At 71.6% G+C, this 22,819-nt stretch carries 14 protein-coding genes and 1 pseudogene; 6 read left to right on the forward strand and 9 right to left on the reverse strand.

The window, feature by feature from the left end:
* Nucleotides 1-120: 120 nt before the first annotated feature.
* Nucleotides 121-1,416 (forward strand): annotated as a pseudogene (locus AC0699_RS37180) (alpha-amylase); the annotation flags it as partial.
* A 185-nt stretch (nucleotides 1,417-1,601) separates the two neighbouring features.
* Nucleotides 1,602-6,956 (forward strand): pullulanase-type alpha-1,6-glucosidase, encoded by a 5,355-nt coding sequence (gene pulA / locus AC0699_RS37185; protein WP_478669999.1) that lies wholly within the window; start codon nucleotides 1,602-1,604, stop codon nucleotides 6,954-6,956.
* Nucleotides 6,957-7,001: 45 nt separating this feature from the next.
* On the opposite strand, the gene AC0699_RS37190 is transcribed toward pulA, so the two are convergent.
* Entirely contained in the window at nucleotides 7,002-7,730 is a 729-nt protein-coding gene (locus AC0699_RS37190; protein WP_478670002.1) for a TetR/AcrR family transcriptional regulator, read from the reverse strand.
* On the opposite strand from AC0699_RS37190, the gene AC0699_RS37195 reads away from it, so the two are divergent.
* Nucleotides 7,680-8,096, forward strand: coding sequence for a hypothetical protein (locus AC0699_RS37195; protein WP_469768519.1), 417 nt, complete (start codon nucleotides 7,680-7,682; stop codon nucleotides 8,094-8,096). The genes AC0699_RS37190 and AC0699_RS37195 overlap by 51 nt on opposite strands.
* Nucleotides 8,097-8,100: 4 nt before the next feature.
* Here the strand turns inward: AC0699_RS37195 and AC0699_RS37200 are convergent, their stop codons facing one another.
* The 6 genes from AC0699_RS37200 to AC0699_RS37225 form a co-directional block, all read right to left on the reverse strand.
* The gene (locus tag AC0699_RS37200; RefSeq protein WP_478670007.1) at nucleotides 8,101-9,141 is read right to left on the reverse strand and encodes a PDR/VanB family oxidoreductase; all 1,041 of its coding nucleotides are present in this window, start codon (nucleotides 9,139-9,141) and stop codon (nucleotides 8,101-8,103) included.
* 1 nt (nucleotide 9,142) lies between these two features.
* Nucleotides 9,143-10,027, reverse strand: coding sequence for a metal-dependent hydrolase (locus AC0699_RS37205; protein ID WP_478670011.1), 885 nt, complete (start codon nucleotides 10,025-10,027; stop codon nucleotides 9,143-9,145).
* Between the two features lie 214 nt (nucleotides 10,028-10,241).
* The gene (locus AC0699_RS37210; protein WP_478670037.1) at nucleotides 10,242-12,212 is read right to left on the reverse strand and encodes a hypothetical protein; all 1,971 of its coding nucleotides are present in this window, start codon (nucleotides 12,210-12,212) and stop codon (nucleotides 10,242-10,244) included.
* 301 nt (nucleotides 12,213-12,513) lie between these two features.
* The gene (locus AC0699_RS37215; protein WP_478670014.1) at nucleotides 12,514-13,314 is read right to left on the reverse strand and encodes a tyrosine-protein phosphatase; all 801 of its coding nucleotides are present in this window, start codon (nucleotides 13,312-13,314) and stop codon (nucleotides 12,514-12,516) included.
* Between the two features lie 142 nt (nucleotides 13,315-13,456).
* Nucleotides 13,457-14,674, reverse strand: coding sequence for a low temperature requirement protein A (locus tag AC0699_RS37220; protein WP_478670018.1), 1,218 nt, complete (start codon nucleotides 14,672-14,674; stop codon nucleotides 13,457-13,459).
* A gap of 111 nt (nucleotides 14,675-14,785) precedes the next feature.
* The gene (locus tag AC0699_RS37225) at nucleotides 14,786-17,905 is read right to left on the reverse strand and encodes an alpha-N-acetylglucosaminidase (protein WP_478670021.1); all 3,120 of its coding nucleotides are present in this window, start codon (nucleotides 17,903-17,905) and stop codon (nucleotides 14,786-14,788) included.
* Nucleotides 17,906-18,012: 107 nt separating this feature from the next.
* Between AC0699_RS37225 and AC0699_RS37230 the strand changes: the two genes are divergently transcribed.
* Nucleotides 18,013-18,486 carry a hypothetical protein gene (locus AC0699_RS37230; protein WP_478670024.1) on the forward strand — a complete coding sequence of 158 codons (474 nt, stop codon included), beginning with the start codon at nucleotides 18,013-18,015 and terminating at the stop codon, nucleotides 18,484-18,486.
* An 88-nt stretch (nucleotides 18,487-18,574) separates the two neighbouring features.
* Here AC0699_RS37230 and AC0699_RS37235 read toward each other — a convergent pair whose 3' ends face one another.
* Nucleotides 18,575-20,146 carry a DUF1996 domain-containing protein gene (locus AC0699_RS37235; RefSeq protein WP_478670027.1) on the reverse strand — a complete coding sequence of 524 codons (1,572 nt, stop codon included), beginning with the start codon at nucleotides 20,144-20,146 and terminating at the stop codon, nucleotides 18,575-18,577.
* 240 nt (nucleotides 20,147-20,386) lie between these two features.
* Entirely contained in the window at nucleotides 20,387-21,379 is a 993-nt protein-coding gene (locus tag AC0699_RS37240) for a Rossmann-fold NAD(P)-binding domain-containing protein (protein WP_478670029.1), read from the reverse strand.
* A 115-nt stretch (nucleotides 21,380-21,494) separates the two neighbouring features.
* Here AC0699_RS37240 and AC0699_RS37245 point away from each other — a divergent pair, with 115 nt between their 5' ends.
* Both AC0699_RS37245 and AC0699_RS37250 read left to right on the forward strand, forming a co-directional pair.
* Entirely contained in the window at nucleotides 21,495-22,271 is a 777-nt protein-coding gene (locus AC0699_RS37245) for a hypothetical protein (RefSeq protein WP_478670031.1), read from the forward strand.
* Between the two features lie 52 nt (nucleotides 22,272-22,323).
* The coding region (locus tag AC0699_RS37250; RefSeq protein ID WP_478670034.1) for a PepSY domain-containing protein at nucleotides 22,324-22,819 on the forward strand (496 nt) is incomplete at its 3' end.

Below are 22,819 nucleotides of genomic sequence, written 5' to 3' on the forward strand. Positions count from 1 at the left end.
GCGCCCCTCCCGCCCCCCCCTCCCCCCCCTATTCTCTCGCGCCGTCCCCCCTCCCTCCCCCCCCCCCCCCCCCCACCCCCCCCCGCCCCCCCCCCCCCCCCCCCCCCCCCCCCCCCCCCCCCCCCCGGCACCAAGGACGTCACCGCCGTCCTCTTCGAATGGCGCTTCGACTCGGTCGCCCAGGCGTGCACCAACACCCTGGGACCGGCCGGATACGGGTACGTCCAGGTCTCGCCGCCCCAGGAGCACATACAGGGCGGGCAGTGGTGGACCTCCTACCAGCCCGTCAGCTACAAGATCGCGGGGCGGCTGGGCGACCGCGCCGCCTTCACGAACATGGTCAATGCCTGCCACGCGGCAGGCGTCAAGGTCGTCGCCGACACCGTCATCAACCACATGGCCGCGGGCTCCGGGACGGGCACCGGCGGCTCGCCGTACACGAAGTACGACTACCCCGGCCTGTACGCGTCCTGGGACATGGACGACTGCACCGCGCACATCACCAACTACCAGGACCGCGTGAACGTCCAGTACTGCGAGCTGGTCGGGCTCGCGGACCTCGACACCGGCGAGGAGTACGTCCGCACCAAGATCGCGGGCTATATGAACGACCTCCTGTCGCTGGGCGTCGACGGCTTCCGGATCGACGCCGCCAAGCACATGCCCGCCGCCGACCTCGCCGCGATCAAGGCGAAGCTCGGCAACCCGGGCGTGTACTGGAAGCAGGAGGCCATCTACGGGGCCGGTGAGGCCGTCCAGCCGACGGAGTACCTCGGGAACGGCGACGTGCAGGAGTTCCGCTACGCCCGTGACCTCAAGCGGGTCTTCAACAACGAGAACCTCGCCTATCTGAAGAACTACGGCGAGGGCTGGGGCTACATGGCGAGCGGCCAGTCCGCCGTCTTCGTCGACAACCACGACACCGAGCGCGGCGGCGACACCCTCAACTACAAGGACGGCGCCAACTACACCCTGGCGAACGTCTTCATGCTCGCCTGGCCGTACGGCTCCCCGGACGTCCACTCCGGCTACGAATGGTCCGACAAGGACGCGGGCCCGCCGAACGGCGGCACGGTGAACGCCTGTTACAGCGACGGCTGGAAGTGCCAGCACGCGTGGCGCGAGATCTCCTCGATGGTCGCCTTCCGTAACCAGGCCCGTGGCCAGGCGGTCACCAACTGGTGGGACAACGGCGCGGACGCGATCGCCTTCGGACGCGGCGCCAAGGCGTACGTGGCCATCAACCACGAGTCGTCCTCGCTGACGCGTACGTTCCAGACCTCGCTCCCGGCCGGTACCTACTGCGACGTGCAGTCGGGCACGGGCGTGACGGTCAACAGCGCGGGCCAGTTCACGCGGACACTCGGCCCGAACACAGCGGTCGCGCTGCACGCGGGCGCGAGGAACTGCGGCGGCTGAGGTTCTTGCCCCACCCCGCCCCCGAACCCCTCGATCGCCGGACGGGCTCCACAGGAGCCCGTTGGGGGCACCCCCAGGCGAAGCTCTGGGGGAGACCGAGGACGGACACACCGGCTGCGCGACGTGGAGCGGCACGCTTCCCCGCAACCACCCACCCATCCGCACCAGACGAGGAGACCTTTGTGATACGCCCGCCCGCGCAGCGCCGGCGCAGAGCGGTCGCGGCCACCCTGGCCGCGGCCGTCTGCGCCGCGTTCGCGCCCGCCGTACCGGTCGCGGCCGCCGCGAAACCCCCCGCACCTCCGTCCGACGCGAAGCTCGCCGCGGAGCCCGCACGGCACGATCTGACCCGGGAGCAGTTCTACTTCGTGCTGCCGGACCGGTTCGCGAGCGGCGACGCCGCCAATGACCGCGGCGGACTGACCGGTTCCCGCCTCACCACCGGCTACGACCCCACCGACAAGGGCTTCTACCAGGGCGGCGACCTCAAGGGCCTCACCCAGCGCCTCGACTACATCAAGGGCCTCGGCACCACTGCCATCTGGCTGGCGCCGATCTTCAAGAACCAGCCCGTGCAGGGCGAGGGCAAGGACGCGTCGGCCGGCTACCACGGCTACTGGATCACCGACTTCACCCAGGTCGACCCGCACTTCGGCACCAACGCCGACCTGGAGAAGCTCATCGACAAGGCCCACGCCAAGGGCATGAAGGTCTTCTTCGACGTCATCACCAACCACACCGCCGACGTCGTCGACTACCAGGAGAAGTCGTACGGCTACCTCTCCAAGGGCGCCTTCCCCTACCTCACGAAAGACGGCGTCCCCTTCGACGACGCCGACTACGCCGACGGCTCGAAGCCCTTCCCGCGGACCGACCGGGACTCCTTCCCGCGCACGCCCGTCGTGCCGGAAGCCAAGAGGAACGTCAAGGTCCCGTCCTGGCTCAACGCCCCCACGATGTACCACAACCGGGGCGATTCGACCTTCGCCGGCGAGTCCTCCGGGCACGGTGACTTCGTCGGCCTCGACGACCTGTGGACCGAGCGTCCCGAGGTCGTCGAGGGCATGAAGAAGATCTACCAGCGCTGGGTCCGCGACTTCGACATCGACGGCTTCCGCATCGACACCGTCAAGCACGTCAACACCGAGTTCTGGACCCAGTGGGCCACCGCCCTCGACGCCTACGCCGCGGACCACGGCCGCGACGACTTCTTCATGTTCGGCGAGGTCTACTCCGCCGACCCGGCGATCACCGCGCCGTACGTGACCCGGGGCAGGCTCGACTCCACCCTCGACTTCCCCTTCCAGGACGCCGCCCGCGCCTACGCCTCGCAGGGTGCCGACTCCGCGAAGCTCGCGCAGCTCTTCGCGCAGGACTACCGCTACACCACCGACAAGGCCAACGCCTACGAGCAGGTGACCTTCCTCGGCAACCACGACATGGGCCGCATCGGGACGTTCCTCAAGCAGGACAACCCGGGCGCGAGCGATGCCGAGCTGCTGAAGCGGGCCCGGCTCGCCAACGAGCTGATGTTCTTCTCGCGGGGCAACCCGGTCGTGTACTACGGCGACGAGCAGGGCTTCACCGGCGCGGGCGGCGACAAGGACGCCCGCCAGACCCTCTTCGCCTCGAAGACCCCCGACTACCTGGACGACGACCAGCTCGGCACGGACCGTACACACGCCGACGACGCGTACGACACCACGCACCCGGTCTACCGGTCGATCGCCGCGCTCTCGAAGCTCACCCGTGAGCACCCGGCGCTGCGCGACGGCATCCAGCAGGAGCGGTACGCCAAGGAATCCGTGTACGCGTTCTCCCGTACGGACGCGAAGACGAAGCGCGAGTACGTCGTCGCCGTCAACAACGCGGCCGCCGAGAAGACCGTGACACTGCCGGTGGACGCGGCGGACTTCCGTGTCCTGTACGGCGGCTCCGGCGCGGTCCGCGCCACCGACGGCAGGATCACCGTCACCGTACCGGCGCTGTCGTCGCTGGTGCTGCGCGCTGAGCAGCCCCTCGCCGCCCCCTCCGCCGAGCCGTCCCTCACCCTGAAGGCCCCGGCCGCCGGCGCCACCGGCACGGTCGAGATCTCCGCGGACGTCGACGGCGGGCAGCTGAACCGGGTCGTCTTCGCCGCCCAGGTGGGCAACGGCGCATGGCGCACCCTCGGCACCGCCGACCACGCCCCCTACAAGGTCACCCAGCACATCACCGCTCCGGCCGGAACCGCCCTGCGCTACAAGGCCGTCGTCGTCGACAGCAAGGGCCGCACGGCGAGCGCCGCAGCCGCCACCACGAGCGGTGCGGCGCCCGTGGAGCAGCCCCCGACCGCCGTCCAGCGGGACTACGCCGTCGTCCACTACAAGCGCGCCGACGGCGACTACGCCGACTGGGGCCTGTACACCTGGGGCGACATCGCCGACGGCGAGGGGACGACATGGCCCGCGGGCAAACCCTTCTCCGGTCGCGACGCCTACGGCGCCTTCGCCTGGGTCAAGCTCAAGCCGGGCGCCTCGTCCGTCGGCTTCATCGCCGTCGACAAGGACGGTGTGAAGGACGTCGACGCCGACCGCTCCATCGACCTCACCAAGACCGGCGAGGTGTGGATCGAGCAGGGCAAGCCGGAGGTCAGGACCAGCGCGCCCGAGGGTGCCTACCCTCCCCAGGACACCGGCAAGGCGACTCTCCACTACAAGCGCGCCGACGGGAACCACACCGGCTGGGGCCTGCACACCTGGACCGGGGCCGCGAACCCCACCGACTGGTCCAGGCCGCTGGAGCCCGTACGGACCGACGCGTACGGCGCCGTCTTCGAAGTGCCGCTCGCCCCCGGGGCCACCTCGCTCAGCTACATCGTGCACAAGGGCGACGAGAAGGACCTCCCCGCCGACCAGTCGCTCGACCTCAAGGCCAACGGCCACGAGGTGTGGCTGCTCGCCGGACAGGAGAAGTACCTCCTCCCGCAGCCCAAGGGCGGCGGCGCGGCCCTCGACCTCACCAAGTCCCACGCCGTCTGGATCGACGCCCACACCCTCGCCTGGAAGGGCAGCGACGCCGCTGCCTCCAGCCAGCTGCTCTCCTCGCGCGAAGGCTCCCTGGCCGTCAAGGACGGAGCCCTGACCGGCGACGCCCGCTGGCTGCGGCTGGCCAAGTCGCAGCTGAGTGACGTGCAGAAGGCGAAGTTCCCGCACCTGAAGGACTACACCGCCTACACCGTCGACCCGCGCGACCGCGACCGCGTACGCGAGGCGCTCAAGGGCCAGCTCGTCGCCACCCAGCGCGCCGCCAACGGCGCGGTACTCACCGCCACCGGGGTGCAGATCGCCGGAGTCCTCGACGACCTGTACGGCGGGAAGGCGCAGGACGCGGCTCTCGGCCCGGTGTTCCGCGAGGGCCGTCCGTCGCTCTCCGTCTGGGCGCCGACCGCACAGAAGGTCTCCCTCGAACTCGACGGGAAGACGGTCCCGATGCGCCGCGACGGCACCTCCGGCGTCTGGTCGGTCACCGGACCGTCGAGCTGGCGCGGAAAGCCGTACCGGTACGCCGTGACCGTCTGGGCGCCCAGCATCCAGAAGCTCGTCACCAACAAGGTCACCGACCCGTACGCGACCGCACTCACCACCGACTCGGCCCGCAGCCTCGTCGTCGACCTGGCCGACCCGAAGCTCGCCCCCAAGGGCTGGGCCGGACTGAAGAAGCCGGCCGCCGTGCCGCTTCGCGACGCCCAGATCCAGGAGCTGCACATCCGCGACTTCTCGGCCCGCGGCTATCTGGGCTTCACCGACCGCGAATCGGCAGGCATGAAGCACCTGAAGTCGCTCGCGGACGGTGGCACGTCGTACGTCCACCTGCTGCCCGCCTTCGACATCGGCACCATCCCGGAGAGGAAGTCCGACCAGGCCGTGCCCGCCTGCGACCTCACGGCGTACGCGCCGGACTCCGAGGAACAGCAGGCCTGCGTCACCAAGGCTGCCCCGAAGGACGCGTTCAACTGGGGCTACGACCCGCTGCACTACACCGTCCCGGAGGGCTCGTACGCCTCCGACCCGGAGGGCACGCGCCGCACGGTCGAGTTCCGGCAGATGGTGCAGGGCCTGAGCGGCGCGGGACTGCGCACCGTCATGGACGTCGTCTACAACCACACCGTCGCGAGCGGCCAGGACAGCAAGTCCGTCCTGGACCGGATCGTGCCCGGCTACTACCAGCGGCTCCTCGCCGACGGCACCGTGGCCACCTCCACCTGCTGCGCCAACACCGCACCCGAGAACGCCATGATGGGCAAGCTCGTCGTGGACTCGGTCGTCACCTGGGCCAAGGAGTACAAGGTCGACGGCTTCCGCTTCGACCTCATGGGCCACCACCCGAAGGCGAACATCCTCGCCGTCCGCAAGGCCCTCGACGCGCTGACGGTCGAGAAGGACGGCGTCGACGGGAAGAAGATCATCCTGTACGGGGAGGGCTGGAACTTCGGCGAGATCGCCGACGACGCCCGCTTCGTCCAGGCCACTCAGAAGAACATGGCCGGGACCGGGATCGCGACCTTCTCCGACCGGGCGCGGGACGCCGTCCGTGGCGGCGGCCCCTTCGACGAGGACCCGGGCATCCAGGGCTTCGCCTCCGGCCTCTACACCGACCCCAACTCCTCCAAGGCCAACGGCACCCCGGCCGAGCAGAAGGCCCGGCTGCTCCACTACCAGGACCTGATCAAGGTCGGGCTGTCCGGCAACCTCGCGTCGTACAGCTTCACCGACACCCGTGGCGTCAAGGTCAAGGGCTCCGAGGTGGACTACAACGGCTCACCGGCCGGCTACGCCGCCGCGCCCGGTGACGCCCTCGCCTACGCGGACGCCCACGACAACGAGACCCTCTACGACGCGCTCGCGTTCAAGCTGCCGGCGTCCGTTCCGGCCGCCGACCGGGCCCGGATGCAGGTGCTCGCGATGGCGACGGCCGCGCTCTCGCAAGGGCCCGCGCTGTCGCAGGCCGGCTCGGACCTGCTCCGGTCGAAGTCCCTGGACCGCAACTCGTACGACAGCGGCGACTGGTTCAACGCCCTCCACTGGGACTGCCGCGACGGCAACGGCTTCGGCCGCGGCCTGCCCCCGGCCGCCGACAACAAGGCGAAGTGGCCCTACGCCAAGCCGCTGCTCACCGCGCCAGCGCTCAAGCCGGGCTGCGCGGAGATCAACGGGGCGTCCGCCGCGTACCGGGAGCTGCTGAAGATCCGTACGACGGAGAAGGCGTTCGGTCTCGGCACCGCGGATCAGGTGCAGTCCGCGCTGTCGTTCCCGCTCTCCGGAACCGACGAGACCCCGGGTGTGATCACCATGCAGCTGGGCGATCTGGTGGTGGTCTTCAACGCCACGCCCGAGCGGCGGACCCAGCGGATCGGCGCGCTCGCCGGAACACCGTTCGCGCTGCACGCGGTGCAGGCGGGGGGTTCCGACGACGTCGTGAAGTCCGCGTCGTACGAGCAGGGTTCGGGAACCTTCACCGTCCCCGCGCGCACCGTCGCGGTCTTCGACCGCGGCTGACCGGCACGGTGGACAAGGGGCAGCGCGCCCGGGCCTTCGCCAGGCTCAGGCGCGCTGCTCCGGTACTCGCACCGGCTGCGGCAGGAGCGCCACCATCCGGCCCACGAGGTCGCCGAAAACGCCGTCGGCCGGCTCGGCCGGTTCGTCCGCGAGAATGCTCAGCAGCACGCCCGCCATCTCGGCGTCGTACGCCGCCGGCACCGCCACCAGCGCCGCGAAGTCATGGACCAGCTGGAGCTCCAGCTCGTGGCGCGGAATCTCCCGGCCGTCCAGCCAGATGAGCGCGGTCGACTCGGCGAGCGACACCCACGACCGTACGACCAGCCGCAGCCGCGCCGGGGGGGCCGTGATCCCGAGGTGCGCCATGATCTGGTCGTAGGCCGCCTGCCGGACCTCGTCGATCATGGCGTTGGTCGTGGTGGAGCCCACGGCGGGCCCGCCTCGCATCAGCGCCGAGAACCCGGGGCCGTGCTCGTCGACGAAGTCGAAGAACCGGCCCATGACACGCAGCAGCCGCCCGCCGAGCGGTCCTTCGTGCTTCTCCACGAACCGGGCGGCCAACTCGTCGGCGGCCCGGCGCAGCGCGGCCTCGTACAGACTCTGCTTACCCGGGAAGTAGTGGTAGACCAGGGGGCGCGAGATCCCCGCGGCGGCCGCGATCTCGTCGATCGACACCTCGTCGGGGGAGCGGTGGCTGAACAGCTCCAGCGCCACTCCGATCAGCTGCTGTCTGCGCTCCTCGACGCCCATCCTGCGGCGAACCCCGGTCGTCATGCGAACAGCGTAACCGGCGGCCGTCGAACGGCGTCCGCCGCTCGGCGGGTACGCTCCCGGGATATGACCGCTTCTGACCAGGAAACCCCGGCACCGGCACCGGCGCCCGAGGGCATGACTCCCCGCCAGGCCCGGATCCTCCGGATCACCGCCGCGTCCGTTCTGCTCGTGGCGCTGGCGGCGGTCCTGGCGGTGCGGCTGGCCAGCCGCACATCCGTCCTCGTGGTCGGGGTGTACGGACTGGCCATGATCCTGTGCGGAGTTGTCATCGAGCTGAGCCGCCACGGCCGCACCCGGCTGGGCACCTGGCTGCTGGGCGCGGGCCTGGTGGCGGCGCTGGCGGCGGACTGGCTGCTGCTGCCCTGAGTCGCTACAGATCCAGGACGAGCCGCCCCCCGTGGCAGCGTGAGACGCAGAGCAGCATCGAGTCGTCCCGCTCGGCGTCCGTGAGGAGCTCGTCACGGTGGTCGATCTCGCCCTCCAGCACCCGCTGTTGGCAGGTGCCGCAGAAGCCCTGCTGACAGGAGTACGAGACGTTCGGCAGCTCGTCGCGCACGGCGGCCAGGACCGACCGGTCCGCCGGGACGGTGAGCGTCCGGCCGGAGCGGCGCAGTTCGACCTCGAAGGCGCCGCCGGGCGCGGCGGCCGCCGCCGTGAACCGTTCCAGATGAAGCTCCCGGCCCTCGGGCAGGGCCGCGGCGACCGCGTCCATCAGCCCCTCGGGGCCGCAGCAGTAGACCACCGTCCCCGCGGACAGGCCGGCCAGGAACCCGAGGTCCGGGCGGCCGAACGTGACCTGCGCGCCGAGCTTCTCGGCCTCGTCGAGGTAGGGCATGGTGGCCCGGTCCCGCCCGCAGTACAGCAGCCGGGCCCCGGCGGTCCCCGCCGCGTGCACCGACCGGACCATCGGCAGGACGGGCGTGATGCCGATGCCGCCCGCGACGAACACGTACGACTCCGCCTCGACCAGCGGGAAACGGTTGCGCGGGCCGCGGATCTCGATCTCCGTGCCCTCGTGGAGCTGTTCGCGGACTTCGCGCGAGCCGCCGCGGCCTTCCTCGATGACACGGGTGGCGATCGTGTACGTGTCGCGGTCGGCCGGGTCGCCGCAGAGCGAGTACTGCCGCACGAGACCCGATGGCAGGACGACGTCGATGTGCGCGCCGGGCTGCCAGGGCGGCAGGCCCTGGCCCTCCAGGCGGAGCTGGACGACGCCTTCGGCGGGGGAGGTGCGTTCGGTGACCAGTACGCGGTGCGACGAGGAGCGGCGCGTGCGACGGCCCTGGCCCGATATCGGCTCCTCCAGGGCGGGCATCGGCCACAGCGGTGAGGCCTCGATGCGGCGGCGCACGGCCCGCTTGGCGAGCAGCGCGGCACCGGCGACGAGGACGACGGTACGGAGGCGGGGCATGTCAGCGGCCTCCGTTCGCGCCGGGGGAGTTGGCGAGATACGCGACGGCCTGCGCCGTACTGCCGTCCTGGCTCGGGTGGTACGCGCGGCTCAGATAGCGCGGGATCGAGCGCAGCATCGCCGGAGTGGAGGGGAGAACGCCCCGGTTCCCGGCCTGGAAGAAGTCCCGGAAGCTCGCCCTGCCGTCGAGCAGTGTGGGGTCGTTCTCCATGAAGAAGCGGATGCCGCGCTGCCAGAGGAAGACCAGCGCGGAGAAGGCCGTCGCCCAGGTCCGTACCCGGCGCCGGTAGCTGCCGTCGACATGCATGAAGAGGTCGAAGGCGACCGAGCGGTGCTCGACCTCCTCCGCGCCGTGCCAGCGCAGCAGATCCAGCATCATCGGGTCGGCGCCGCGCCGGTCCAGCTCATCAGCGTTGAGCACCCAGTCGCCGAGGAACGCCGTGTAGTGCTCGATCGCGGCGATCAGTGCGATGCGCTCCTTGAGCCACCATGCGCGCGCCTTGCCGGGCGGCAGCGTCCGGTCGCCCAGCAGCTTCTCGAAGAACCAGTCGACCTGGGCGGTGTACGGGGTGGGGTCGAGCCCCAGCTCCTTCAGACGGGGGAGCACATCGTCATGGGCCTGGGAGTGCACCGCCTCCTGGCCGATGAAGCCGATGACGTCCTCGCGCAGCCGGTCGTCGTGGATGTGCGGCAGCACCTGCTTGTACACGTGCACGAACCACCGCTCACCGGCCGGGAGCAGAAGGTGCAGCACGTTGATGGTGTGGGTGGCGAACGGATCGCCGGGGACCCAGTGGAGCGGGGTCTCCTCCCAGGCGAAGGCGACCTTGCGGGCATTGAGCGCGATGTGTTCCGACGCCACCTTGGCCGGCTGCGTATTAGACATGGCGTCAATGTACTGACGGGTACGCCGTCGGAACAGAGTCGTGCGGCGAGGATTTGGCGCACGCCGGACGCGCGCCGTACCCCACACGCCGGACGTGCGCCGTACCCCACACGCCGGACGCGCGCCGTACCCCGCACGCCGGACGCGCGCCGTAACCGCACGCCGGACGCACCCCGCACGCCGCGCGTCGGCCGCGCGCCGGAGCCGGGGTGGCTCAGCGCAACGCGCCGAGCGTCGTCCCGTCCGCGAGACGGCCGTTCAGCTGCGCGCGTGCGCCGCGCTTCGCCCGTACGGCGAGGAGGTTGCCCTGCGCACTGCCCGCCACTCCGCCGGACGTGGCGAGCGAGGTGAACTGGTCACTGCCCGCCGCCAGCACGTACCACTGCCCCGCGCGCGACTTCCACAGCACACCCGCCAGTACCCGGGGATCGCGCGGACCGCAGGCGGGGGAGCCCTCGGAGCGGGCCACGAGCGCGCCCGGCGACTCGGCCGGTGGCCGGGACGACGGCGTCTGGAACTGGGCGAGCACCCGGCTGCCGGTGCCGCGCCAGGTCTCCGCGCGGGTGCACAGCCAGGCCGCGGTCCCGTTCTCCTCCGGCAGGATCTGGCGCGCGTACTCCCACGAGTTGACCGAGCGCACACCGTGCGAGCGCATCACCGGCAGCAGACAGGCCGTACGCGCCCACGCCGCCCGGGCCGTCTCACCCGACACATCCACCGGTGCCGACGGCGGACCCCATGTCAGCCGGGCCGGAACCAGCTCGCCCAGATCGGTGACGAGCCGCTGCGCGCTGTCGTCCGTCAGCTCCAGCGCGTCCCAGGAACGGCAGTCCCGCGCCTGGGCGGCGCTCGGCAGCGGGTCGGTCACCCCCTGCGCGTCACGCCGCAGCGGCCGGGGTGCCCGCGCAGGGTCGAGCAGATCCCGCACCGCGGCCCGGCGCACCCAGGGAGCCGTCAGATAGCGGACGTTGCCGTGGTCGCGGCCGACGATCAGCGCCCCGGAGCCGGCCGAGTCCGCGCCGTCGGCCCGGGCGAAGTCGAGCGCGGCGCCGGCCGTCGAGCCGTCGCCCGCCTCGGCGTACCGGACGACTCGCAGCCCGTCGTGGAAGAGCACCACACGCGACCGGTCCACCACGCCCGCGAACAGCAGCTGCGGGGCGTCCATCGGGGGTCCCGGAGGGGTGCTGGGCGTCGCCGACGTCCGGACCCGGCTGCCGGGCCGCGCCCAGACCGCGAGTGCCCTGCGCAGCAGTGCCCGGTCGCCCGTGAGCGTCCCGCGCGCGGGCCACACGGAGAAGTCCGTGCGGGTCGAGCTCTGCCAGGCGACGGGGGCGACACGGAGCAGTCGGCCAGGGTCGAGCGCGGCCTCGGCCGCCGGGTTGCGGGCGTACGGCGGGGCCGCCGCGCCGTCCGGTCCCCAGCCCTCACCCGGCAGCCCGAGCAGCGTGCCGCACACGAGCACCGCCGCGGCCGCCGCGAGCGCCGCCTTGGCGTGCTGGCGCCGGCGCATCAGATCGGTGGGGCGGGCCTGCAGCGAACACGGGTCGAACTCGGGTGAGTCCAGCAGGGCCGCGGTGCTCTTCCCTCCGGGTGCCCTTCCTCCGGGCGTCCTTCCTCCCGGCGCGTCGACGCCGTCCGCCTCGACCAGCGCGGCGTGCGGGTCCGCGACCCCGGCGTCGCTCAGGACGCGCCGTACCTCCGCGTCCGGCAGCCGTTCCAGGCCACGCAGCACGTAGGCGGCCCGGGCCGGCCCGGGCAGCGCGGACAGCCGTTGGTCCAGGGCGAGTTCATCGGCCCCGCCGGAGCGCGGGAAGAGCCGCAGTCCCCACACCTGCGGCAGCAGCGGGGGTAACTGGGAACGCTTGGGCCAGGCCCGGCGCTTGAGCGGAAGCCCGGCCTCCAGGGCCTGCCGCAGCACCCGCCCGCGGACGTACGCGTACCCGGGCCCGGAGGCACCCCGGAGCCCCGGCGCCGGCGCCCGCACCCCGCTCTGGGTCCGGCCGCGCGGCAGTGAGCGCTGGACCAGGGAGTGGGCGGTCAGCACCCGCCTGTTGCGGCCGAGCGACGGCGGCAGGACGAGATACGCGATCCGCACCAGACGCGGATAGTGCTCGACGAGCGCGGCCTCGGCCTGCTCGACGCCGACGGAGGAGGGGGCGAGTTCCTGGGTGCTCACGTTCAGCAGAACGAGCGAATCGTCCGATAGTCACCAGCAGTGACCAGGGTCTGTCCGGCGGACCTCGCCGGGCTCGCGACGCCCTGCGACTGGCTGTCCCGGCCCGGCCCGGCCCGGCCCGGTCCGGCCGCTCCCGCCGGCGACCGTCGCCGCGATCTGTGCCGCGCGGGCCAGCGGCAGCACCGTGACCGCCTCCGGGAGCCTGCGCCCGGCGACATCGGCCTGCCCGGCCAGGGCGGCGCCGGGCGCGGCCGCGGTCCCCGCCGGCGGCACCCCGGAGGCGAGCAGCGCGACGCGTCGCCGGACCGGCCTACCGCTCCATCACCAGGCGTTCGCGGATCCGTTCCACCGCCTCGTCCGGCACGCCGAGCCCTTCCCGTACGTAAACGTCCATCGAGCCGTGGAGCCTTGCCACCTCGTCGAGCGCCGCCCCCAGATACTCCGGCGTCACCCCGACGATCGCCAGCGCGATCTCCGGGTCGCCGCCCTGCGCGGTGAACCCCTCGACGAGCGGCGCGAACGCCTGACGCACCCCCGCGTTCACCGACAGGTACTCCGCCGCGATCGTCGCCCGGTCCGCGCCGAGCAGGCTCAGCACGATCGTCGTGGCCCAGCCGGTGCGGTCCTTGCCCGCCGTGCAGTGGAACAGCACGGTCCGCGCGTCCGGTCCGGCCAGCTCCTCCAGGAACGCGCCGTACCCCCGCCGCGCGGACTCCGTGGACACGAACGCCCGGTACGTGTCGGCGAACAGCGCCTGCGCCCGGCCCCCGCCCAACTCGCGCTCGGCGGCGACCGGATCGCTGAGCACCTCCCTCAACCGCGCCGCCGCGGGCGGGGCACCCGAGGTGAGGAAGTCCGCCAGCACATCGGCGACCACCAACCGGGCACCCGCCGGAAGATGATCGGGGCGCGCCCGGCGCTCCCGTTCCGTCCGGAAGTCGACCACCGTCCGGATCTCCAGCCCCGCCACCGCGGGATCGGCCACCGGGTCGAGCCGGTCGAGCTGCCCCGAGCGCAGCAGCAGCCCGGGCCGTACGACCCGTCCCCCGGACAGCGGGGTGGAGCCGAGGTCGCGGAGGTTGGCGACGCTGGCGGCGGGAATCGAGGTCATGACGGCGGCTCCAGCGGGCGTTTTCAACCGTTTCAGCGGGAAACGGTAGTCGACGGAACGCGTACGTCCGCCCGGCCGACCGCCCCTTTCACCGATCAGCAGGAAGCCGCTTCACCGATCGGCAGGAAGCCGCCTCGTCCGCTCACGCCGTGCCCGGGACGCCCCCGGCCCCCGAGGCTCCCCCGGCCCTCCGGCCGTACGGAACGGCCATCGCGGTCACCGCCGCCGCCAGCAGAGCGAGCGCGAGCAGCGCCGGGATCACGACGACCACCCTGCCCGCGGCGAGGCAGCCCACTCCTCCCAGAATCAGGACCGGCGACCTCTGCCCGTCTGCGCGCAGCAGGATCGCCGCCGCTGCCAGCAGGAACACTCCGACCCCTCCGGTCAGTGCCCACGCCGCCGCCCCGTGCAGTGGCTCGGACAGCGCGTAGTGCGTGCTGTCGGCGACCTGGTGGAGCACCGCCTTCATACCGAGCGCCGTGAGCACGATGCCCGCCACGAGCGGCAGGTGGAGGAAGGTGTACGTGTCGCGCGCGAAGCGCGTGCGGTCGTCGCCTTCCAGACCGGCCAGCCGGTGTTCGGCGGGCTCGCTGAGCCGGCGGAAGTACACCCGCCACAGGCCGGCGGCGACGAGCAGTCCCGCGACGGTCGCGGCCAGCACCGGAGCGGAGACGGGGTAGCCGGACACCCCGACGCCGATCGCGACGATCGACTCGCCCAGCGCGATGATGACGATCAGACCGTGGCGCTCCGCGAAGTGCGCCGGCGAGGCCACCCGCCAGCCGGAGGAGCCGGTGACGTAGATCGCGCCGTAGTCGATCACCACGGCACCGAGCCAGACCATTGTCTGCGTGACACCGCTGAAGGCAGTGCCGACCAGCAGGAGGACGAACGGCGGCAGCACCGACAGCAGGGCGGTCCGTCGCAGCGTGGCGTGGAGCGCCTCGTCGCCCGGGCTGGAGATCCAGTACGAGACGAGGTGCCCGATCCGGACCGCGCCGTAGCAGAGGACGAAGACCAGCGGCGCGTACAGACCGCCGGGCAGGTCGTCGTAGACCTCGGGCACGGTGAGCGACACGACCATCACCACCGCCATCACCGCGACCAGCACGGAGAGCATCGGCCCCGAGTCGGCGCGCACGACGTTGCCCAGCCAGGCGAAGGAGCACCAGCACCACCACAGCAGGGCGAGCACCACCATGGCGCCGGCCAGTCGCAGGGGCGTGGGGTCCGCCGCCATCAGTGCGGTGACCTGGGTGATCGCGTACACGAACACCAAGTCGAAGAACAGCTCGGCAGGCGTCACCCGGTGACCGTCCGCGGTGGCGATCATCCGGGCACGCTCTCGGCCAGTCGGCACGTACTCCCCCTTCGGAGCCGGCGTTCGGTCGGCTGAATCCGCGCGAACGATACCCACGCGGGACCGCCTGCCGCAGCCTCGAATTGCGTTTCGACGGCGCCGGCCGGAAGGTCAGGCCGATGGCCACCCCGACAGGCCGCTGAACTCGACCGTGCCCCGCGCCCCGGTGCCGCCGTGCGCCGCCGTCATGAACAGCCCCGCGTCCTGTGCCGCCGCCACGCCCGGCACCGCGACCGTGGCGACCGGGCGCCAGGTGCTGCCCTCGTCCGTGGAGAACGCGCCGGTGAACCGGTCACCTTCGCGGCTCAGTCGCAGCAGCACCGGGGCCCGCACCCCCGGGACGCGCCGGTAGGTGTCGAGCGTGCCGTCGCCGGTCGAGTCGTACGAGAGCACCACACCGTTCGCCGGGGTGACCGCGAGATTGAGGAAGCCCGCGGAGCCGGCCGTCGCCAGGCTGTTGCGTACGACGATGCCCGCCCGGGCCCAGGGACCCGTCGCAGGCTGGGTGTCCACCCGGAGCGTCGGACTTCCGCCGTCGCGCAGCGCGCCCTGCCGGTAGAGCGCGCCGAACTGCTCGGTCGTCTGCCACAGGTCGCCGCCGCTGCCGTTGATCGCGAAGCGCCCGTCCAGCTGCCCGAACACGGCGTTGTTGCTCGAATGCGTACGCCACCCGGCAGCGAGCGGCCCGGCGATGTGCAGGTTCCCCCGCTGGACGGCGGTGACCGGGTCCTCGCCCTGCGGGCCGTAGGTGGTGCGCAGTTCGTACGGGAGCGGCTCCAGCGGGGAGGCGAGCGGTCCCGGCGGCGCATGGACCGTCCAGGCCGCCGTCGCCGAACCGGCCGCCGGGACCGGCGGCAGGGAGCGCGCGGGCTGATCCCCGAGGCCGGTGAGGCCGACGTCCACCGGGCCCGTTGCGCGCAGCCCGTTCACATTGCGGAAGACCGCGGTGACGTCTGCGGTTCCGCCCGGCTCCAGCACCGCGGGCCTGGCGGTGAGGGTGACGGTGCCCTGGTAGGGGGCCCCGGACAGCACCTCGTACACCCGGCGCGCCGTGCGGTACGGATCGTGGAGCGGCCGCAGCGGAAAACCGTTCCGTTCCCGCGTCCACGGCTCCTCGACGGCGTACCAGTCGAACGTCCTCGGCGGCCTGCCCTGCGCCAGCGCGTCCTCGTGCTCTTCCAGGAACGCCCGCCACTGCGGCAGATGGAAGTCCCCGATCAGGCCCTGCCAGTCGCGGTTGGCGTAGTTGGCCAGCCGGCCGTTGTCGGCGGTGACCCGGTCCGCCCACGTGGTGATGAGGACCCGCGCGGTGCGCTCCAGCTCCTCCCGCTCGGCGTCCGACGAGGCCATGCGCTTCGCGTCGTCGAGCCAGGGCCCGAGCAGGAAGGCGCGGTGCGACCCGCTCGTCTCCTCACTGAGCCGCATCAGCTGCAGCCACAGCCGCGACAAGGTGCGCAGCGTCTTGAGATCTCCACGGGCGTAGGCGGCCTCGACGTGCGGCACCAACTGCCAGGAGCGGTTGGCGAGCGCCTGACGGGCGAGGTCGGTGAGGTCGTAGCGGTACGCGTCGGACCCGCGCAGCCGCTCCCGTACGCGCAGCAGCGCCGCGAAGGCCTGGTCGAGCACGCCGGCGTTGTAGGCGGGCGTGTGGGTGGCGTAGTACGTGCCGGAAGCCGCGGTCAGCGACGGCCGGGCGGCGAAGATCGAGTCGTGGGGGCGGCCGTCGCGGCTGCTGATCCGGTACACGGAGTCCCGCAGCGCGGCGAACGCGGCGCGGGCGTCCGCGTCCCGGCCGCCGTAGCGCAGATCGGCGTACGCCGCGAACCACTCCTCGCGGTCGATCGCCTCCTCGCGCCACGCCAGCTCGGAGAACAGCTCGAGCGCCAGCGGGTCGCGCTCGGCGGCCTCGGGCATGTAGGCGGTGCCGACGAGGGCGGAGCCCGGTTTGTCGCGCCACGCCGTGAACCGCTCCGTCCAGGTGTGGGTCTTGGCGCCGAGCGTGGTCCGCCCGCCGAAGTTCGGGATCGTGCCGAACGCGTAGGGCGCGCCTCCCCAGTCCTTCTCGCGGTCCTTGACGGAATCCAGATCGGAGAGCCCGTCGACGACGAGCAGATGCCGCTTGTCGAGGGCGTCGAGCATTTCGCGGCGAGGATTGGCCTGCCAGCCGAGGATCACCCAGGTCGCGCCGGGGCGGGCGGTCTGCAGGGCACGCTCGACGGCGCGGGCGGCGTCGGGTACGGGCACGTCGCCCGCCGAGCCGCCCTCGTGCAGCAGATCCATCTTGAAGTGCCGGACCTCACCGAAGAGATCCCGCTGGTGGCGGTAGAACGCGGCGGCGACCCGCTCGAAGGCCTCGGTGCGCGGATCGAGCCAGTCGGGGCGCCGCAGGCCGGACCAGTTGCCCTGCGGGACGGTGCGCGCGCCCGGATTGCGGTCGGCGAATCCGTCGGGGACGGTGCCGAAGTAGCCGGGCATGACGGGGGACATGCCGAGCTCCCGCAGCCGTACGGCGATCCGCCGGCCCAGCTCGGCGCGCTTCGCGATCAGCTCGGGGCTCATCGGGCCGCCGTACGCGCTCATGTTCTGCAGCAGCCACCACGGCTGGTGGGAAGGGGCGGGCAGCCAGGTGCGCGCCTCGGTGCCGGAATAGCCAAAGTCCTGCAGGAGGAGGTGGTAGACGGCCTCCTGGCCGGCCGTGACGAGGACCTCGTTGCAGCCGTGCAGCGCGAGGACGTCGATCAGCCGCTCCCAGCGGGGCCAGTCGGCGTACGGGGCGGTGTAGCCGTCATGGGTGTCGTTGAAGGCGAACCGGTGCGGGACGGTGGCTTCGCGTTCGAGGACGTGATCCGGCGCGGGCAGCTGCTCCGGGAGGTCCAGTTGGGTACCGGACCAGGAGATATGGGCTCCGCACACATACTTCAGGTACCAGTGGACGCCGGTCAGCAGCACGGCCGGGCCGGTGCCCGCGACGTCGATACGCCCCGTGGTGCCGGAGACCCGGAAACGCTCGGAGCCCGTCTCGCGGTGCAGGGCCGTGAGCCGGAACTGTCGCGCGTGCTCGGGGAGGAGCCTGCGGAGCGCGGACCGGGCCGCGGCCGTCCCTGCGGCCGTCCCCGCGGCCGTCCCCGCGTTCGGGCCGACGGAGGCCCCCGATGCGGGGGACGCGAAGGCCGCACCCACCCCGATCGCCCCGGCCGTGCCCAGCAGCGAACGTCTCGACAGTCCGGTCATCGGCGCTCCTCCGTGTTGCTCGTGAGACAACAGGTGCGTGTGCGTCGCGCGGCACGTTACTCGGAGTTCGGCAGCGCGCCAGGGTGCCGAGCGGGCACGATGGCCGGATGAGTACGGAACGAGCCCGATTCACCCCTACGGCACAGATAGCCCTGGCCACACTGGCCCTGACGGTCGTCACGACCCTCACGGCGTGCGGCGCGAACGACGAAAAGGCCCCCGAAGTGCCGAAGACGGCGACGGGGACCCTGGAAGAGCTGGCGAAGCAGGCCGAGTGCGAGCCGAACATCCAGACGGATGCGAAAGAGCTCCGGCAGGCCAACTGCACGACGAAGGACGGCAAGTATGTGCTCGCCACCTTCGCCACCGACCGCGGCCAGCGCGAGTGGATCAACGAGGCCAACGACTACGGCGGCTCGTATCTCGTCGGCAGGAAGTGGGTCGCGGTCGGTGAGCCGAAGGTGGTGACAGCGCTGCGCGGCCGGCTCGGTGGGACCGTGGAGACCGCCTCGTCACATGACCAGCACGCGGGGAGCAGTGGTGGTAGTGGGGGGAACGAGGAGCACTCCGGCCATCACTGAGCAGGCCGCGCAGGTAGGGGGGAAGGGTGGTGAGTGGTGTCGAACCCCGGGGCTCAGCCTGGAGGCCCGGGGTTCGGCGCAGGCTCGGTCAACGGCACTTGCGGCCGGTGTTGATGCAGTTCACCACCTTGTTCATCAGGCTCTGGTCGAAGACGTTGATGAAGTCGCCGTGGTCGGTGATCGGCTTGTGCAGCTGCTCCGGGAAGGAGTCGACCGCGAAGACGCTGGGGTTGTCACCGCCGAATGCCGGAGGCGGAACGTCGTAGACGATGCGCTGCACCAGCTGCGGAATGGCCCGGAAACCGTTCTGGCAGCGGCCGTTCTCATCCGCGAAGGCGACATGGGTGCGGTGATTGGCGCTGTCGGTGTTCTGACCGTCCCAGCAGCTCTGGAACTTGAAGGTCCGTACCACCTGACTGCCCTCAGGGCAGACCGGGTACTTGTCCTTCAGCTGACGGTCCTCGAATCCGGTGCAGCTCCAGGACGCATTGGCATTCGCGTCACCATTGACGAAGGCCTTGGCGTCACCGGTGATGATGCGAAGGAAACGGGGCATGGCCGTGACCTTGCTGACCGGACTTCCCACGAAATTCAGCGTGACCTGAGCCGGCTGCTGGATCTCTCCGACGTTCTGGTCCTTGCCGCCGCCGTCGGCCTGGGCGTCGTTCTCGTCCTGTCCGTTCTGCACGCGCAGGACGGGCCAGTAATAAGTCGACTTGTCGCCCTGATTACGGCAGCTCGTGTCACCGTTGGCAAGGTCGTCGTCACTCGCGAAAGCATCGTTCGCCTGGTTGCCGACGTAATCATGCATATGGTGCGCGCCGTTGCTCACACCGGGCGCGACGATGACATTGTCCGGATTGAACTTGCCGTTCTCGTTCTTGCCGCAGTCGGTGGTGAAGGTGCCGCGCGAGGCGCCGCGGCGCTGCTGCGGGTTCTGGACGTTCGGCTGGACGGACTGGATGTCGACGAAGTCGCCCTCCTCGGGGCCGTTGCCGGCCTGTCCGCCGTTGTCGTTGCCCTGGTCGCCGCCGTCCTGGCCGCCGTCCTGACCCTGGTCCTGGTCCTGACCCTGGTCCTGGTCCTGACCCTGGTCCTGGTCCTGGCCCTGGTCCTGACCTTGGTCCTGGTCCTGACCTTGATCCTGGCCGTCCTGGCTCTGGTCCTGTCCGCCGTCCTGGTTGTCATCGGCCCGCAGCGTGCACGGCGCCATGTTCTCCAGGCCCTGCGGCTTGGCGGCGCCACGCTCGATGAGCGCGATGATCCGCTGAATGATCACCAGCCGCTCATTCTTCAGCGGGGAGAGGATCTGCTGCTGGCCGTAGGCGGGATCGCTCTCGATCCGCTCCTTGTTCTCGGCGAACCTCTGATAGGCGGTGGTGATCTGGGTGTCCAGCGTGGCGAGTTCGCGGTCGACGGAACCGCGCTCCTGCTGGGGTACTTCGGGCAGTTCGTTGCCGACGTCAGGGCAGTCGATGGTGGAAACCGACTGTCCGGCAGCGGCCTGAGTCTGGTTTTCAGGTTGCTGACCGGTCCAGCCCTCACCTGCGGATGCGTAGACGTTGACCGCGATCAGCCCACCCCCGCCCAGAATGAGGGCAGCCGAGGCGGCGATCGCCCGGTTTGCCAGCGTCGAGCGTTTGCGTGATGTGCGTCCCATGGAACTCCAATCCCGGGAGGGGAGAAGCGCGTCGTTCCATACGGACCCCAATCATGGCCCGTTCAACGGGAGTTGGAATTCGTAGAAATCTCCATTCGCAAACCGGACGGAATGCGTGAGACCACGTGAGAACGCGTGATTACCGGTCGAGACAGGCCAGTATCGCGAGGACCCGCCGGTTGTCTCGTCCGGCACCGTCAGAGCCGGTTTCGCGAAGAACCATCGCCCCGGGCCACGCCGTCACGGACGGGCGAGCAGCGCGGACTCCTGGGTGGGGGACAGGCCCACCGGGCTGCGGTCCGGGCGCTGCGGAGCCTGGCCGCCGAGGGACCGGAGCCAGGACCAGGTGTCGGCCACCGTCTCCTCGGCCGGACGGCAATGCAGGCCCGCCGCCAGGGCCTTCGACACATCCGCGCCGTACATCGCGTCGTACAGCTCACCTCGCGGGAGCCAGATCGGCAGATCCGACCACGGCTCGACCCCGGCCGCGGCGATCGTGTCCTCGTCGAGCCAGCGCAGCTCCGCGTCGGAGCCGGTCGTGCGTACGCATGCCGCCAGTAGTTCGCCCATGGTCGTGTGCCCGTTCGGGCTCACGAGGTTGTACGGGCCCGAGAGTCCCTTCTCCGACGCGTCGAGGGTCCACTCGGCGAGGTCGCGTACGTCGATGTACTGGAGTGGCAGATCCCGCGGTCCGGGCGCGGGCACCGGGCCGCCGCGGGCCACCCGGCCCAGCCACCACGGCAGTCGGCCCACGTTCTCCCACGGGCCGATGATCAGTCCCGCACGCACCAGCAGCGAGCGGTCCCCGCCGAACGCCTCCACCGCGGCCAGTTCGCCGCCCCGCTTGTCGCGGGCGTAGTCCATGGCGTCCGCATCGGCCGCCGCGCCCTCGACCAGGGGGCCGTCCTCGTCGAGACCCGCGGCGGGCGGCCAGGCGTAGACCGAGCGGCTGGACACGTAGACGTAACGCCCCGTCCGGTCCGCGAGCAGCCGTGCCGCCTCGCGCACGGCGGACGGCGCGGCCGACCAGGTGTCGACCACGATGTCCCACTCGCCCTCCGCGAGTGCCTCCAGTCCGCCGGGCGCGACCCGGTCGCCGTGCAGAACCCGCACACCGCGCGGTGCCTCGTGCCGCCCCCGGTGGAACACCGTCACCTGCCAGTCGCGCGCGAGCGCGGCCTCCGCGACCGCCCGCCCCACGAACTCCGTACCGCCCAGAATCAGAAGTCTCATGGCTGTGACCATGCCCCTTCGGGGCGCGTGACGAGCGGTTTTCCGCTGCAAGGGAAACCCGGCGGTGCCGCCCACCTGCCGGAACCCGCCCCCGGGATGGCACCATGTTCAAGCCATGACGGATGCCCGGTCGCCGATACGCGCCCTCCGAGCCGCACTCTTCGCGGCGGTGTGCGTGACATTGGCAGCAGTGGGGCATTCGTCCGTATCTGGCCATGATCTTCCGGTCGCCGCAGTGCTGCTCGCCTTCCCGGTGACCCTGGCCGCGGCCTGGCTCGCGGGCAACCGCCGGCGCGGCGTGCTCACCTTCGGCGCGGGACTGCTGGGCGTGCAGGGCGTCCTGCACCTGATGTTCGCCGGCGCCGAGTCGCACGCCTCGTCCGCCGGTGCTCGCCGGCACACTGCCGGTGCGGCTGCAACTGCCGCGAGCACCACGGGCGCCGACGCCTCGGCGGCTCATGCCATGGGTTCCGGCCCCATGGCCACGAGCGCCATGGGCTCCGACGCCGACTCCATGGGGGCGGCCTACTCCATGGGTGCGGACACCATGACCGCAGATGCCATCGCCTCGGCCACCGCACAACTGGCGCACCTCACCGCCGGCTCCGGCGGCATGCTCGCCGCCCATGTGCTCGCCGCCGCCGTCTGCGCGCTGTGGCTCGCGCGCGGAGAGGCCGCCTTCTTCCGGCTGGCCCGGACCGTCGGCACGCTGGCCTTCGCACCGCTGCGTCTGCTGCTCGCCGTCGTACGCGTGCCGGAACTCCCGTACCCCGTACGCCCGCGACCCCGCACCCGACGCCTCCACGGCGTCGTCCTCGCGCACAGCGTCTCCCTGCGGGGCCCGCCCGGCCGCCCCTTCACCCGCGCCACGGTCCCTGGAGTGAACGTCTGACACCGGGGACCGCATATCCCCATGTCAACGTGCACCAACTCCTAGGAGAGTCATGGCCATTGACGACTCAGTCAAGCCCGAAGAGCCGACGGCCGAATCACCGACCACCCCCACTCCCCGCCCCGCCTCCACATGGAGCGCGCTGCGCCCGCTCGTGCTGCGCATCCACTTCTACGCGGGTGTGCTCATCGCCCCGCTGCTCCTTCTCGCCGCCGCCACCGGACTGCTGTACGCGCTCGCGCTGCCGGCGGAGAAGGTGCTCTACAGCCATGAGCTGACCACCGACGTCGGCAAGACGACCGTTTCGCTCGAGACCCAGGTCTCGGCGGCGCGCGACGCCCATCCGCAGGGCACGGTTACCGCGGTGTGGCCGTCGCCGGAGGAGGGCGCGACCACCCGGGTCCTCATGCGGAGCCCCGAGGCCGGCGAGGACAAGGACCTCACGGTCTTCGTCGACCCCTACACCGGGAAGGTGCGCGGACAGCTGGAGACCTCCGGCGACGCGCTGCCGATACGCACCTGGCTGTCGGGGCTGCACTCGAACCTGC

Source organism: Streptomyces sp. NPDC043870, from assembly GCF_056435785.1.